General features: G+C 48.2%; 11 protein-coding genes and 2 tRNA genes. 4 read left to right on the top strand and 9 right to left on the bottom strand.

The window, feature by feature from the left end:
- Window positions 1-18: 18 nt before the first annotated feature.
- Window positions 19-1,212: an acyl-CoA dehydrogenase family protein gene (locus LPQ35_RS05390; RefSeq protein ID WP_193807656.1), complete on the bottom strand. Its 1,194-nt coding sequence runs from the start codon at window positions 1,210-1,212 to the stop codon at window positions 19-21.
- Between the two features lie 145 nt (window positions 1,213-1,357).
- Window positions 1,358-1,702, bottom strand: coding sequence for an SCP2 sterol-binding domain-containing protein (locus LPQ35_RS05385; RefSeq protein ID WP_193807655.1), 345 nt, complete (start codon window positions 1,700-1,702; stop codon window positions 1,358-1,360).
- Between the two features lie 133 nt (window positions 1,703-1,835).
- Between LPQ35_RS05385 and LPQ35_RS05380 the strand changes: the two genes are divergently transcribed.
- Together LPQ35_RS05380 and LPQ35_RS05375 are read left to right on the top strand one after the other, a co-directional pair.
- A tRNA-Glu gene (locus LPQ35_RS05380) sits at window positions 1,836-1,910 on the top strand.
- A 29-nt stretch (window positions 1,911-1,939) separates the two neighbouring features.
- Window positions 1,940-2,992, top strand: coding sequence for an SLC13 family permease (locus LPQ35_RS05375; RefSeq protein ID WP_193807654.1), 1,053 nt, complete (start codon window positions 1,940-1,942; stop codon window positions 2,990-2,992).
- A 254-nt stretch (window positions 2,993-3,246) separates the two neighbouring features.
- Here LPQ35_RS05375 and dnaG read toward each other — a convergent pair whose 3' ends face one another.
- On the bottom strand, window positions 3,247-4,485 hold the full coding sequence (gene dnaG / locus LPQ35_RS05370) for a DNA primase DnaG (RefSeq protein WP_193807653.1): 1,239 nt from the start codon (window positions 4,483-4,485) through the stop codon (window positions 3,247-3,249).
- 82 nt (window positions 4,486-4,567) lie between these two features.
- Between dnaG and LPQ35_RS05365 the strand changes: the two genes are divergently transcribed.
- Window positions 4,568-5,755, top strand: coding sequence for an MFS transporter (locus LPQ35_RS05365; RefSeq protein ID WP_193807652.1), 1,188 nt, complete (start codon window positions 4,568-4,570; stop codon window positions 5,753-5,755).
- Here LPQ35_RS05365 and LPQ35_RS05360 read toward each other — a convergent pair.
- Complete coding sequence (locus LPQ35_RS05360) at window positions 5,729-6,730, bottom strand: radical SAM protein (protein WP_193807651.1); 1,002 nt, start codon at window positions 6,728-6,730, stop codon at window positions 5,729-5,731. The two genes, LPQ35_RS05365 and LPQ35_RS05360, sit on opposite strands and share 27 nt — an antisense overlap.
- Window positions 6,731-6,950: 220 nt before the next feature.
- Between LPQ35_RS05360 and LPQ35_RS05355 the strand changes: the two genes are divergently transcribed.
- A tRNA-Leu gene (locus LPQ35_RS05355) sits at window positions 6,951-7,033 on the top strand.
- A gap of 5 nt (window positions 7,034-7,038) precedes the next feature.
- On the opposite strand, the gene LPQ35_RS05350 is transcribed toward LPQ35_RS05355, so the two are convergent.
- The 5 genes from LPQ35_RS05350 to LPQ35_RS05330 form a co-directional block, all read right to left on the bottom strand.
- Window positions 7,039-7,491: a hypothetical protein gene (locus tag LPQ35_RS05350; protein ID WP_193807650.1), complete on the bottom strand. Its 453-nt coding sequence runs from the start codon at window positions 7,489-7,491 to the stop codon at window positions 7,039-7,041.
- Window positions 7,472-8,170 (bottom strand): ATP-binding cassette domain-containing protein, encoded by a 699-nt coding sequence (locus LPQ35_RS05345; RefSeq protein ID WP_203218996.1) that lies wholly within the window; start codon window positions 8,168-8,170, stop codon window positions 7,472-7,474. The genes LPQ35_RS05350 and LPQ35_RS05345 overlap by 20 nt, the downstream gene beginning before the upstream one ends.
- 5 nt (window positions 8,171-8,175) lie before the next feature.
- Complete coding sequence (locus LPQ35_RS05340; protein WP_193807649.1) at window positions 8,176-9,306, bottom strand: FtsX-like permease family protein; 1,131 nt, start codon at window positions 9,304-9,306, stop codon at window positions 8,176-8,178.
- Between the two features lie 12 nt (window positions 9,307-9,318).
- The gene (locus LPQ35_RS05335; RefSeq protein WP_193807648.1) at window positions 9,319-10,758 is read right to left on the bottom strand and encodes a hypothetical protein; all 1,440 of its coding nucleotides are present in this window, start codon (window positions 10,756-10,758) and stop codon (window positions 9,319-9,321) included.
- A gap of 75 nt (window positions 10,759-10,833) precedes the next feature.
- Window positions 10,834-13,227: a heavy metal translocating P-type ATPase gene (locus LPQ35_RS05330; protein WP_203219006.1), complete on the bottom strand. Its 2,394-nt coding sequence runs from the start codon at window positions 13,225-13,227 to the stop codon at window positions 10,834-10,836.
- Between the last annotated feature and the right edge of the window lie 50 nt (window positions 13,228-13,277).

The raw sequence follows: 13,277 nt of genomic DNA, 5'->3' as shown, positions 1-13,277 counted from the left end.
ATACAAAAAATTGGGGGGTCACATGAATGGATGCTTTCTGACGTTTCCAAGCACTGAAGGGACCTTTCCGTTCAGAGACCTCGCAATGACTTCCAGCTCGACCTCTCTTGTTCCCTCATATATTTCAAGAATTCTTGCATCCCTGAACATTCTCGATATTGCCTGTTCACCCATGAAACCGTAACCGCCGTAAATCTGCAGGGCTTCGTGAACGATGTCCTGGGCAACCCTCGCGGTGTAGTATTTCGCCATTGCGGTAAGCCCCGGATCAGGCATACCCACCTTGTCCTGGAAGTATGCGGCCTGATATGCAAGCAGTCTTGCCGCTTCAAGCTCGGTTCTCATCCTGGCAAGCTTTTCCTGGGTTGCCTGGAAGTCCATCAGCTTCCTCTCGAACAGCTCCCTGTTCTTTGCGTAGTTGAATGCGAGTTCAAAAGCCCCAGTTGCAAGGCCCACAGCCTGGAATGCAACAGGAATTCTGGTAACGTTGAAGAACATCATGGTCTGGTAAAAGCCCTGACCCTCCTGACCGATGAGGTTCTCCTTTGGCACCCTCACGTTCTTGAACACAACCTCTGCAGTATCACTTGCCCTGATCCCGAGCTTGTTGGTGAGCTTCTTCGCCTCAACTCCCGGAGTGTCCTTTTCGACAATGAAAACGCTCATGCCAAGGTGCCTCTTCGGAGGGTTTGGATCCGTTCTGGCGAGAACAATGTAGTAATCTGCGATTGTTCCATTCGTTATGAACATCTTGGTACCATTTATCACATATTCATCTCCATCTTTGTCGGCTCTCGTCTTTATTCCGGCAACATCACTCCCCGCGTATGGCTCTGTGTAGCATGCGGCGCATATTGCCTTGCCCTGGGCAATTGGCGGAAGATACTTCTTTTTCTGCTCCTCATTGCCGAACATCAGAATCTGTTCAGAACCGAAGGTTGATGCCATTATCATTCCAAGCCCGCCATCTACCCTCCAGAACTCCTCCACGACGAGGCAGGTGTCGAGGATTCCCATTCCCTGTCCGCCATATTCCTCGGGAATGCTCATACCAATGAAACCAAGCTCTGCAGCTTTTTTCCACAACTCAAACGGGAACTTCTCCTCTCTGTCACATTCTTCTGAATAATTCGGAAACTCTTTCTCAGCAAATTCTCTCGCCGCTTCCTTAATTGCCTTCTGTTCTTCATTCAAAAGATTTTCTGCCAGCATATTTGGTTTTAGTCTAAAAAATGTATAAATCTTTCGGTTTTTCTTATGAATCCTATTCAACCAGCTTCGTTTCCAGATAGAAACTCTTATAAGCGTTTTTTCAATTCAAAACAATCAATAATTATGTATTGTCCCGAAAAAATAGTTATAATTTCCCTGCAAACTTTTTCAGAATCCCTGCTAGCCTCTGAGCCTCCATTATGTTGCCCTCAATCCTGTATTTCTGCATCATGAACCCCATAATTGGGTCTTCCTGACCCTTAACAACCGATACCCAGTATTCCGGCGATGCAATAATGGTAAAATTCGGAGACTCGTGAACGCCCTCTCCAAACTCGCATGACCCATCCGCGTTGTAAACAACATAGAATTCCTCATCTCCAAGTCTGTACTGCACCACTCCTCTCCATCCGGCCAGCTCTTTCTTTATATCTTCTGAATTGTTCTGGAGCTCGCACATCTTCAAAACAAGGTCTTTTGCCTCGCTCACACTATCACCACATACAATTTGATCTTCAACCCTTAAAAATCTTACAGTAGTCAAGAAACATCACGGCCAACCATGCTCCCATAATCTGCACGGCAAAAATATTATAAACTGAATCCAAAGTTGCTTAGATTGGGCTCCGGTGGTGTAGCCCGGCCAATCATTCCGGCCTTTCGAGCCGGCGACCCGGGTTCAAATCCCGGCCGGAGCATTAACCCTTTATTTTGGAGGATGCTGGGGGTGAAATACACATTTGAAACGGTAACACTACTCATTCTTCTTGCCATGCTTGCAGTTTTGGCAGCGGTTTTCCCTGATGAAGCGGCAAAGTTTAGTGATTACACAGACTGGAGAGCCATCCTCTCTCTGGCTGGATTGCTTCTTGTATCAGAAGGAGCCAGAGAAAGCGGATATCTTTCCAGTCTCGCATATTCGATTGCAGGATCATCAAAAACTGAACGCACACTTGTGTTCAAGCTTTGCATGCTGTCAGCGACCCTCGGTGCATTCATTACAAACGACGCCGCAGTCATGGTTGTGGTTCCACTCACCATGAGCCTGAAGGATCACATTGATGTCAGAAAAGCGGTGGCACTTGAGGTCATATCGGCAAATGCCGGATCAACTCTCACCCCGATTGGAAACCCCCAGAATCTGTTAATATGGCATGTCTGGGGAGTATCTTTCGTGGAGTTCACAGCGACCATGGCGAAGTTTGTTCTTGTACAGCTCGCGGTCCTTTCCATTATGGTGTTGCTGGTTGAAAATAGGCCCGTATCAGCTTACAGCAAGAGCTTCAGGGTGGATGAATTCCTGAAGATGCTGTCTCTGGCTCTTCTCATTCTCCTTGTGATCGCACTGGACTTCGGGGCACACTGGTTTGTCGCGGTGGTTGTTTCCATTTACCTCATCTTTTTCAGAAGGGTGGTTATGAATGCCAACTGGCTGCTTGTCGCGATTTTTGCCCTGATGTTTGTCGATTTTCGTACGATTGCATCTGTTTTCATTCACACCGCAAATCTGACAGGGGCGAATGTATTTCTCGCGTCCATCGTCACATCGCAGATCATCAACAACGTTCCTGCCGCCCTGATTATGACTGGAATCGGCAGCAACTATCCTGCAATCGCAGCTGGAGTCAACATAGGTGGTAATGGTCTCCTCACCGCTTCCTTTGCCAATCTCATCGCATACGGAATCGTCAGAGATAGCAGATTTCTCCGAGAGTACCATCTTTTTTCGTTTACGTACCTCCTGATGTGCGTGCTGCTCGTCCTGTGGCTGTTTTTCTGAAATTCTGTGTGAGATTACAAGCTCGAATAATTTCCGCAGGTCAGAGCAATAATATTGGTAGCCTCACTTCTTCTTATCCGCCGGGAGATCTTTAAATTCTGGTTTCCCCATCGGCCGTCAAATTAGGCATTCATCATGCACCTTTTCATTTTCTGCAGTTTCGGGAAAACTCCTTAAATGAAAACGTGGCCCTCCTTCATTGCAATCCTGGCATAGCATGCCTGGTTTGAAAAATTAAAAAATTAACAAAAAAATTAAATCTGGTCAAATGTCATGATATTGACATTTGAGGGAACTTTCACAACACTTCCAACCTTAACGCCGACCAGCAAGTTTATGTTCCTCTTTGCGGCCAGATCGACAACTCTCTGAGTTATGACTCCATCAAACACGATTCCATGAGCCTTGACGTTGTTTGACTTCAGAAGCTTAACCAGGTCTCTGACCGGGATCTCTCTGACCACTTCAAAATTGCTGTCAATGAGTCTCGCCTTCAGATTTCCTTCGATTTCCTGCTTGTGCTTCCTGAGCATTTCAATTACATTTGCCCTGTCCCTTGCATCTTCTTTCTTCTCTTCTTTTGGTTTTTCTACAGCCTCTGCCTCTTCTTTCTGTTCAACCTTGGTTTCCCTGACATCCTTCCTCTCCTCCTTCTTCTCATCCTTGTGTTTCAGCACGTGAACCTGCTCAACCGGAATCTTATTTCTCAGAGACTTAACAATCTCCTTCTGGGTAAGGTCTTCAACTCCCTTGCCTTCTGGTGCCCTCGCCACGTAGTCAATATCAGCAACCTGAAGCAGTTCTTTGAGTATCAGATCTCCACCCCTGTCCCCATCAAGAAATGCGGTAACTGTTTTTCTCTTGCTCAGGTCAACAATAGTTTTCGGAATATTTGTACCCTCAACAGCTATAATATTCTTTATCCCGTGTTTAAGCAGGTTAAGCACATCTGCTCTCCCTTCGACGACGATTATTGCATCGCTCTCATCTATAGCCGGCCCTGCCGGAAGTCTGTCCTCTCCATACTCTATGATCTCCTCTGTCCTGATTGCCTGTCTAACAAGGTCCGCAATCTTTTCGCTTTCGATCTCTGGCTCCTCAAACAGCTCTCTCAGAATGTCCTTTGCCCTCTCAACGATCTTCTTTCTCTTGCTCGCCCTTACGTCCTCAATCTTTATTACCTTGATTTTTGCAGCACATGGCCCAACTCTCTCTATGGTCTCGAGAGCCGCCGCAAGTATCGCTGTCTCTATCTTGTCAAGGCTGCTCGGAACCTTTATCTCCCCAAAACTCTTGCCGCTCTTGCTCTCGATCTTGACCTCGATCCTGCCTATTCTTCCGGTTTTCTGAAGCTCTCTGAGATCGAGATCATCGCCAAGAAGGCCCTCTGTTTGCCCAAAGATGGCTCCTACGACGTCTGGCCGCTCAACAACACCTTCTGCAACTATTTCTGCGTGAATGAGATACTTTGTTGTATCGCTTGGTGCTTTCATTGACATCACCTCTTGTAGCCACTGTTTCTGGCAAACTACTTTGTATGGAAACCTTATAAATACTTTGTTGATGGGAGAAACGATGGGGAGAGAGATGGGCGAAAAAGCGAAATACACGCTTTTTACATCGTCACTTGTCCTTTTCACACTCACAATAGGCGTCGGAATAATCTCCCCAATTCTGCCAATCATAGCGAAAAACATGGGCGCAGGAGGTGTGGTGATAGGCCTCATATTCTCAGCATTTTCGATCTCGAGACTATTATTCCTTCCCATGTTCGGGAAATTTTCTGACAGATACGGGAGAAGGCCACTTATAACTGCTGGTCTGTCTCTGTACACACTGCTTGCCCTGCTCTACGCACTTGCCAGAAATCCGGAGGAACTGATAGTGATCAGGTTGCTTCACGGCATGTCTTCAGCCATGGTGATGCCAGTCATTCTCGCCATGATAGCCCAGATAGCCCCAGAAGGGGAGGAAGGGAAATACATGGGCTTCGCAAATCGCTCCATATTCCTCGGAATGTCATTCGGTCCACTCATTGGAGGGTTTCTTTCAGACTTTCACAGCGAGAAGATGGCATTCTTTGCCATGGCCCTGATGAGCCTGATAACCCTCATAATTGCAATCCTGACTCTTCCGGAGATTAAACCTCCGCAGAAAAACGAAAACGGTGGGAAAGAGTTCAGCAGGAGAATTATCTCGGTCCTGATTTTCAGAATACTGAACTCAATAGGCAGAGGAAGCATGATGTCCTTTCTTCCAATATATGGATACCTCATCGGTCTGAGCTATACAGAAATTGGCATGCTCGTCTTCACAAACCTCTTCGTTTCAGGAATTATACAGCCGTACGGTGGAGCTTTTTCAGACAGGAGGGGTTTCATCTTTCCGGTCATGCTGTCAACAATCATCTCAGCCATAATTTACGTCTCCATCATACAGTACACCTCATTTCACATTCTACTTGTTTTTTCTGCATTCCTCGGCATTTCGAGCTCTCTTTCTCTCCCGGCAGTTAGCGGACTTGTCGCAGTAGAGGGTAAAAAAATGGGAAATCTTGGAGGACTGATGGGCTATTTCTCCGCATCCAAAAGCCTTGGAAGGGCAATAGGGCCTATGCTGGCGGGAGTGTTTTACGATCTCGGCGGTCAGGGCCACAGTGGAATAGCAGCAGTTTTCACCGCCTCAGCAATAGCAACAGTGATTGCAGGCATGCTTTTCTGGGCAGGAGTCAGAGAATCACACCAGATTATCGAGATGGACTGAAGTCACTTTTATTGCTTGTTTAATTTCTCCTCTGTTGAGCCTTCTTGAGATCTCTGGAAACTCGTTCGCTCTGTAAGCGGGCCAGTACTGGAACATCAGGTTGAATCTCGTATCTCTCCCGAGGTTCTTTGAGACCCACTTTACAATCCTTTCGGTGCAGCATTCAACGTGGCCGGGCATGACGAGGTGCCGTATTAACAACTCGCCGTGCTTTTTTGCCCTCAAAAAGTTTCCAGTTACAGTTTCGAAGTAGTTTCCTGCGTTAGAGTATTTTGCTGCACAATCGTCATTTCCGTATTTGAAATCTCCCAGCCACAGGTCGATGACATCCTCAATAACCCCGGCCAGCTCGACACTGTGGTACATGTTCGAGTTCCAGACCACCGGCAGGCTCGAATTCACATGAATGAGGACTTCAAGAATCGTGTGAGCATGCTGATCAGGGTTCCCGCCAACAAAATTCACGTTTCTGCTACCCTGCCTCCTTCTGATATCGATCAGATACGCAAGCTCTTTTGGATTCACAGGGGTATCGTCCCTGCAGACAATATCCCAGTTCTGACAGAACACACAGGAGAATGTACATCTGTTGAAAAAAATCGTGTGCGATGGAACAAGCTCTGGCTCCTCACCAAAATGAAGGAATTCGCTGCTGTAGTAACTCTCCGCGCCTGTTTTGCAGTATCCCCTCCTTTCATACCGGTTTACCCTACACTTCCTCTGACAGAAGACGCATTCTTTGAGCATCTCATTCAGCAGATCCACTTTCAGATGCAGAAAGGAGTAATCTGCAGGTTTTTCTTCAAGGATGCTGGCATCAACCTTTTTCCAGCATTTCAGAAATTCTTTTTTCAAATCTCTGTGAGCATCGTACAGACTGTCAGTTTTATCAGCCGGAATCCTCTTCGCTATCTGAAACTTTGCAGGCAAATTCCCTGCATTTATCTCAGCATATCTTTCAAGCCCTTTTACCACAACCACATCTATGTGCTGGATGGTAAAATAAATTGCTCCAAATCAGGTCGAAGTTTAATGAATTCATGCCAGATCCCATATCCGTAAAAAAGGACTTGGCACCAGCATCAGACAGTAAATTTTTTCAGGACTGCCAAAAGTCCTGAGCACTCACAAATTCACGTTACCGCAAAACTTAATATCCTCTTAACAATATCTCGCAGGACTGCCTGCAAACTTTGCGGGGGTTGCCGAGCGGTCAAAGGCGCTGGATTTAGGGTCCAGTGGCGCAGGCCTTCGTGGGTTCGAATCCCACCCCCCGCATGGTTTTACAGCACTCCAGCAATTACAGCAATCGCAGGAAGCAAAACTGCTGTAACGATTAAAACCCAGTAAATGACCGCAAACGGGTGAAGGTTCTCTCTGTAAACCTCAGAGTATCCATCAAACTTCACAGCCACATAGGCCTCGGCAAGAATTTCCCAGAAAAGCAGCATTCCTGCGGTAACAATGGTGAATTCCCACCACCCCGAGATTCCGAGAAACAAAAACGGCAGATAGTAAATCAGAACGAGTGGAAACATCTGCACGTGGCCGAATTCGTGGAGAACCTCCATTCTGCCCCTGACACTCTCCGGAAGGCCGTACCTCATCATGAAGTTGGCCACCTGAGGGTGAAGCATGAACCCTATTTTTGCCCACCAGTTACTCCATATGACTATTTCAAATTCAAGCCCGTGCCAGGACCTCACCCGCCTTTTTTCAAGGACCCTTGCGCTCATCACTCTTCAACCTCCCGTCCTCCATTCTCAAAACACGGTCCGCGAAATCTTCAACCCTCGGATCGTGGCTTGCAATTATTGCCGCCTTTCCATCCCTCACCATTGAGTGTATGAGTTCCATGACTTCTCTCCCCTTCTTGGAATCCAGGTTGGCCGTGGGCTCATCTGCAATGATCAAATCCGGATCGCTTATCACAGCTCTCGCTATCGCCACCCTCTGCTGCTCCCCTCCAGAAAGGTCTTCAGGTTTGTGGTGCATTCTGTCCTTCAGTCCAAAATCCGCAAGGATTTTCTCGGCCCTTTTCCTCGCTTCCCTCTCCCCAACACCCCGGATTATCAGCGGAATCATCACATTCTCAAGGGCAGTTAAAGCTGAGAGAAGATTGAAGTGCTGGAATATGAAGCCGATCTTCTCGAGCCTTATCCTTGCAAGCTCCTTCTGGCTCAGTTCGGTTATCTCAACCCCATCTATTTTCACGCTCCCGGAAGTTGGCTTCAGAAGGCCGCTTATGAGGGTGAGCAGAGTGGTTTTGCCAGAGCCAGACGGACCCATGAGGAGAACAAGTTCGCCCCTGCTGATGGAAAAGGAGATATTATCAACGGCCTTTACGGCAGTTCTTCCAGAACCGTAGATTTTAGTCACGTTTCTGACTTCCAGAATCGCCTCATCCACATCCATCACCCTCACGCCTGGAACACGGTTGCTGGCTCTATCCTTTCAAGCCTCCTTATTGGTATGAGTGCGGCAACCAGGCTCATGACCACAATGGAACCGAATGTCATGACCACGTTCTGCAGGTTGATTTCCACATAAAACTCGGGAGCGACATTTGGGATTAGGTTTGCCGCCAGAAATGACAGAATTGAGCCCGCAGCAAATCCAAGCAGGGCGATTGTAAAAGCCTGTTCCAGCACTATTCGCATCATGAACGTCTCATCCGCCCCGATAGCCTTCAAAATCGCATATTCCTTCATCTTCTCCAGAGTTGCGGTGTACAGCGTTAATCCTATAACCGTGACACCTATGAAAAACCCTATGAAGACCAGAGGAAGGAGTATCGCGCTGAAACTCTCATCTATCACCTCCTTGTGATTGTCTATGAATTTCTGCTTTGTGAGAACGTCCACCTTAACCCCCAGACTTTCGAGCCTGCTCTTTATGTTATCTGCTATCTTTTCAGCAAAGAACGGGTTATCGACCTCCACCATGTAGTAATTCAGGAAATCTTCAGCCCCAAATATCTTCTCCGCATCCTCCTTTGTAACAAAAGCATAGGAATAGACAAGAACAAATGTATCTTTGGAGATGCCAACCACTGTTAGCTCGACTCCACCAACCTCGATCTTATCTCCAATATCGATACCGTTTCTTGTTGCGAAAACCCTGTCCACTATCACCTGGCCATCCCGCGGTATCTTCTTGCCCTTCACGATTTCCCACGGTCCTCCAACGCCGGTTTTCGTGTCAAAGCCGATGATGTATATCGTCTCCTCCTTGTCCACCACCTTGGATACCTTTGCCCTCACGGCCCTCCCAATAAATTCATGAACGTCCTTAACTCCACCAACCCTCCGTATCTCCTCATCAAGCCCTCTCGGCAGCAGAGAGTATGTGTGCCAGGTGTCATGTATGCCCTCCTGTCCCACCCACAGGTCTGCGTTAGTCTTCCTCAGATACATCGTGCTTTCGGTGAATATTCCGTAATACACGCCCATCAGAACCATTATCAGCATGGTTGAGAACGCAACACCTCCTATACTTATCACCAGCCTTCCCTTTTCATGGAACAGATTTTTTCTCGCTATGGAAACCATTTTCACTCCCCGCTACCTTTTCCTGATATACCAGACAGCCCCAAGGACAAGTACCAGAAGTAAAGCCCCACCCAGAAGGTACGTAGACGAATAACTCTCTCTGAAGTGGTGAACGTTCACTTCACTGACTTCCGAATACCTTTTGCCGAAAACATCTCTGTATTCAAGCTTCAGCGTGATGTTGTAAGGCTTGGACGTGTCGACATTTTTCTGGTCAACCTCAATGATCTCCTCGTCACCCGGAGCCATGTCGCCTATAAACACCTCACCCTTTCCGTATTCGGAACTTGCATAAACAACCAAATTCTTCGCCGGGGCATTTCCGGTGTTGGCAACCGAGATGAACACCTTGTCATTCTCAGCCCTGAAGAGCGTTGCGGTTAGAGAAATATCCCCGGTAACCATAACTGAGAACGACTCTTCCGACTTGACTTTCATCCCCGAATAATCGTATTCCACCGCCACCTCAACAGGATAATAGCCGGGCTGAACGCCTTCATTGACGAAAACATCAAATGTAACGGCCTTTTGCTCTCCGGGTTGAATTGAATCTATGAACCTGGAGTTGGATGAAGATGGCATGATCGCCTCGCTCCTCCAGCTGATCAGAACGTTTTTCAGCTCGTCAGTCCCCTCTGCAGCGAGATTGAAAATGAGCTTTCCACCACTTCCAATCTCAAGTACGCTGGGCGTGAGAGTGACGTTCAGAAAGCTCTCATTTTTCGCAACAACGTCCAAGGCCAATGTTCTGGCCTCCCGGATAACATTGCCGGTAACATCAGAGTAAGTGATGTTGAAAACCAGAACGGCCGTCCCCTGTTCCAGAGCTTTCACCCTGAGACTGAACTCCTCCACATCGCCTGGACCCATGGAAGGGATTAGCAATGGAGAGCTTTCAGACAGCGGGATTAGCCCATCGCCCGACCAGAATATCCTGAGGTTTCTGATCTCTCCACCAGCATTTTCAACCCTGAGCGTGAGATTGACAGGTGTGTTCGCCTCGATCTTTTCGGGAGATATGCTGAGACCCACGAGACTCTCTTCTCGAACTTCAACAGGTATTTGAAACACATACCTTTCTGATGAGCCTGCAACTCTCATCCTGAGGTCCACATCAACCAGATAGTATCCTGCCTTCGCAGTTTCGGGCACCGAAAACCTCACTATCAGGGTTCTCGACGTTCCGGGAGATAGATCACCAACATCCTTCCGGTAGTCCTTGATAACCACCGGCCCCTCGGCATCAACCCTGAAAACGTAAATGTCCTGTATGGGAGTGGTTCCGGGGTTGGTGAGCATTATTTCCACATATCCCTCAACACCGGGTTTGACGGTTGAAGGCGTTATGGTGTAATCAACAGCAAGCGGATTTGAGGCCATGGCAGGCACAGTCAGGATGAGCAGGATCAGCAAAGCCAGCCCCATCATTCCGGCACCATTCATCTTCAGCATCAAGACACCTCCAGTAAAGTATTAAAAAACCAATTTATAAACCTGTGGATTTCAAAAAAATTTAATGTTGTTGAATTACGATTTCGCTCTTCTATTAACCGGCGGGATATAGTTCTTCATCAGCAGCGAGTTTGTGACCACGCTCACACTACTCATCGCCATTGCCAGTCCAGCCCATTCAGGCCTGAAGACTATGCCGAACACCGGATAAAGAACTCCCGCGGCCACCGGAATCAGTATGGTGTTGTAGATCATAGCCCAGAACAGGTTCTGCTTTATCTTGTTCAGAGTCTTCTCACTGAGCTGTATTGCTGCAACAACATCGCGCAAATCGTCCCTCATAAGCACAATCTCTCCGCTCTCTATGGCCACGTCAGTTCCACTTCCAATCGCTATGCCAAGATCTGCCTGAGCTAAAGCTGGGGCATCGTTTATGCCGTCTCCAACGAACGCAACCACTTCTCCATTTTTCTGAAGCCTCTTTACCTCCTCAGCCTTCTGGTGTGGGAGAACCTCAGCAAGAACGGTGTCGATGCCGAGCCTTCTTGCGATAGCTTCGGCAGTTCTCCTATTATCCCCGGTAATCATTGCAACTTTCTTGCCGATTCTGTGAAGTTCCTCGATTGCTTCCTTCGCAGACGGTTTTATGTTGTCCGCGATGCCTATTGCACCTATGATCCTGCCGTTGTGTGACACGAGTACGGCGGTCTTCGCCTCGCTCTCAAGCCTCTGAAGTGTGTCCTCAATCTCGCTGCTCACCTCCATTCCATTTTCCGCCATCAGCTTCCTGCTTCCAACCAGTATTTTCTCTCCGTTAAGTGAAGCAACTACTCCCTTTCCTGTAATGACCTCAAATCTCTCTGGCTCGTCAATCTGCGCTCCTGTCTCCTCTGCTTTCCTAACAACCGCCTCAGCCAGAGGATGCTCACTCCTCTTCTCTGCTATTGCCGCAATCCTCAGCACCTCCGTCTCATCGCCTTCAAAAGCAACGATGTCCGTAACCTCCGGCTTACCCTTCGTCAGTGTTCCGGTTTTGTCGAACACGACGGTCGTTACTCTCCTCGCGATCTCAAGAGCTTCTCCATTCTTGATGAGTATTCCAAGCTCCGCACCCTTGCCCATTCCCACTGTCAGTGCAGTCGGCGTCGCAAGCCCAAAGGCACAGGGGCAGGCTATCACAAGCACGGCAACGAGAGTCGTGAATGCAAAGATTTCCGGTACGCCTGCTATGAAGTACCAGTAGATGAACGAGGTTATTGCTATTGTCAGCACCACGGGTATGAAGTAAGCGACAATCTTGTCGGCCAGCTTCTGAATCGGCGGCCTGCTCCCCATTGCCTCCTCAACGAGCCTTATTATCTGGGCAAGCAGCGTGTCGCTACCAACCCTCGTGGCTTTGACTTTCAGCACGCCATTTTTGTTTATGGTCGCTCCAACAACCTCATCTCCCTTCTTTTTAAGCGCTGGAATCGGTTCTCCGGTGATCATCGACTCGTCAACGTAGCTCTCTCCCTCGATGACAACACCATCAACAGGTATCTTCTCCCCAGGCTTTACTATGACAATGTCCCCAACTCTGACCTCCTCAACTGGAACCTCGATCTCCCTGCCATCCCTGACGACGACGGCGGTTTTTGCCTGCAACCCGATCAGCTTCTTGATTGCCTCGCTCGTCCTTCCTTTGGCTATCGCTTCGAGTGTCCTGCCAAGGAGCAGGAAAGCGAGAAGCAGAACTGCCGTCTCGTAGAAGAGGTAGTCCTCGGGCAGAAGCCCTATTGTTGACAGGACGCTTGCGGTGTATGCCGAGCCGACACCCATCGAGTACATCACATCCATGTTGAGCATTCTGTGTCTGAGGGCTCTCACTGCGGCAAGGAACATCTCCCTGCCCGAATAGAGCATGACAGGTGTAGCGAGAATGAACTGGATGATGCTGTTGTAGGGTATTTCGGGAAGGCCAACATACTTTCCATACTGCATGACAAGAAGAACTGCACCGAATACCGACGCAAATGCGAGTTTTTTCTTCATCTCCCTGACGTGGTCCCCCTTGGCCTCCTCTTTCAGCTCTTCACCTTCAATACCCAGAAACTGATAACCGACTTCCTCTATGGCCTTTCTGATGTCCTCAATTTCGGTAACCGAAGGATTGTAGACAATCCTGGCACTTTCGGTTGCGAGGTTGACGGTAATGCTCTTTACCCCATCAAGACTGCCAACCGCAACTTCAATGGTTTTGGCACATGAAGCACAGGTCATCCCGCCTATTTTCACCACAACTGCTTTCTCCTCTTCCGGGATTCTATAGCCCACCTCTTCGATTGCCTTTTTTATCTCCTCGATTCTTGCCTTTTCGGGGTCCAGTTCAAGCTGAAGAGATTCCGTGGCCAGATTGACGCTCGCTTTCCTGACTCCATCTACCTGCATCGCTGCTGTCTCGACTGTCCTTGCACAGGATGCACAGGTCATCCCCTCTACCTTAAGCTTAATTTTTTTGCTCACACACTTACATTGTAACC

Origin of the sequence: Geoglobus acetivorans, from assembly GCF_039641995.1 — an archaeon.
Classification (GTDB): domain Archaea; phylum Halobacteriota; class Archaeoglobi; order Archaeoglobales; family Archaeoglobaceae; genus Geoglobus; species Geoglobus acetivorans.
The sequence above is the reverse complement of the archived record's forward strand: the minus strand, read 5'-3'. Positions and strand labels throughout refer to the sequence as shown.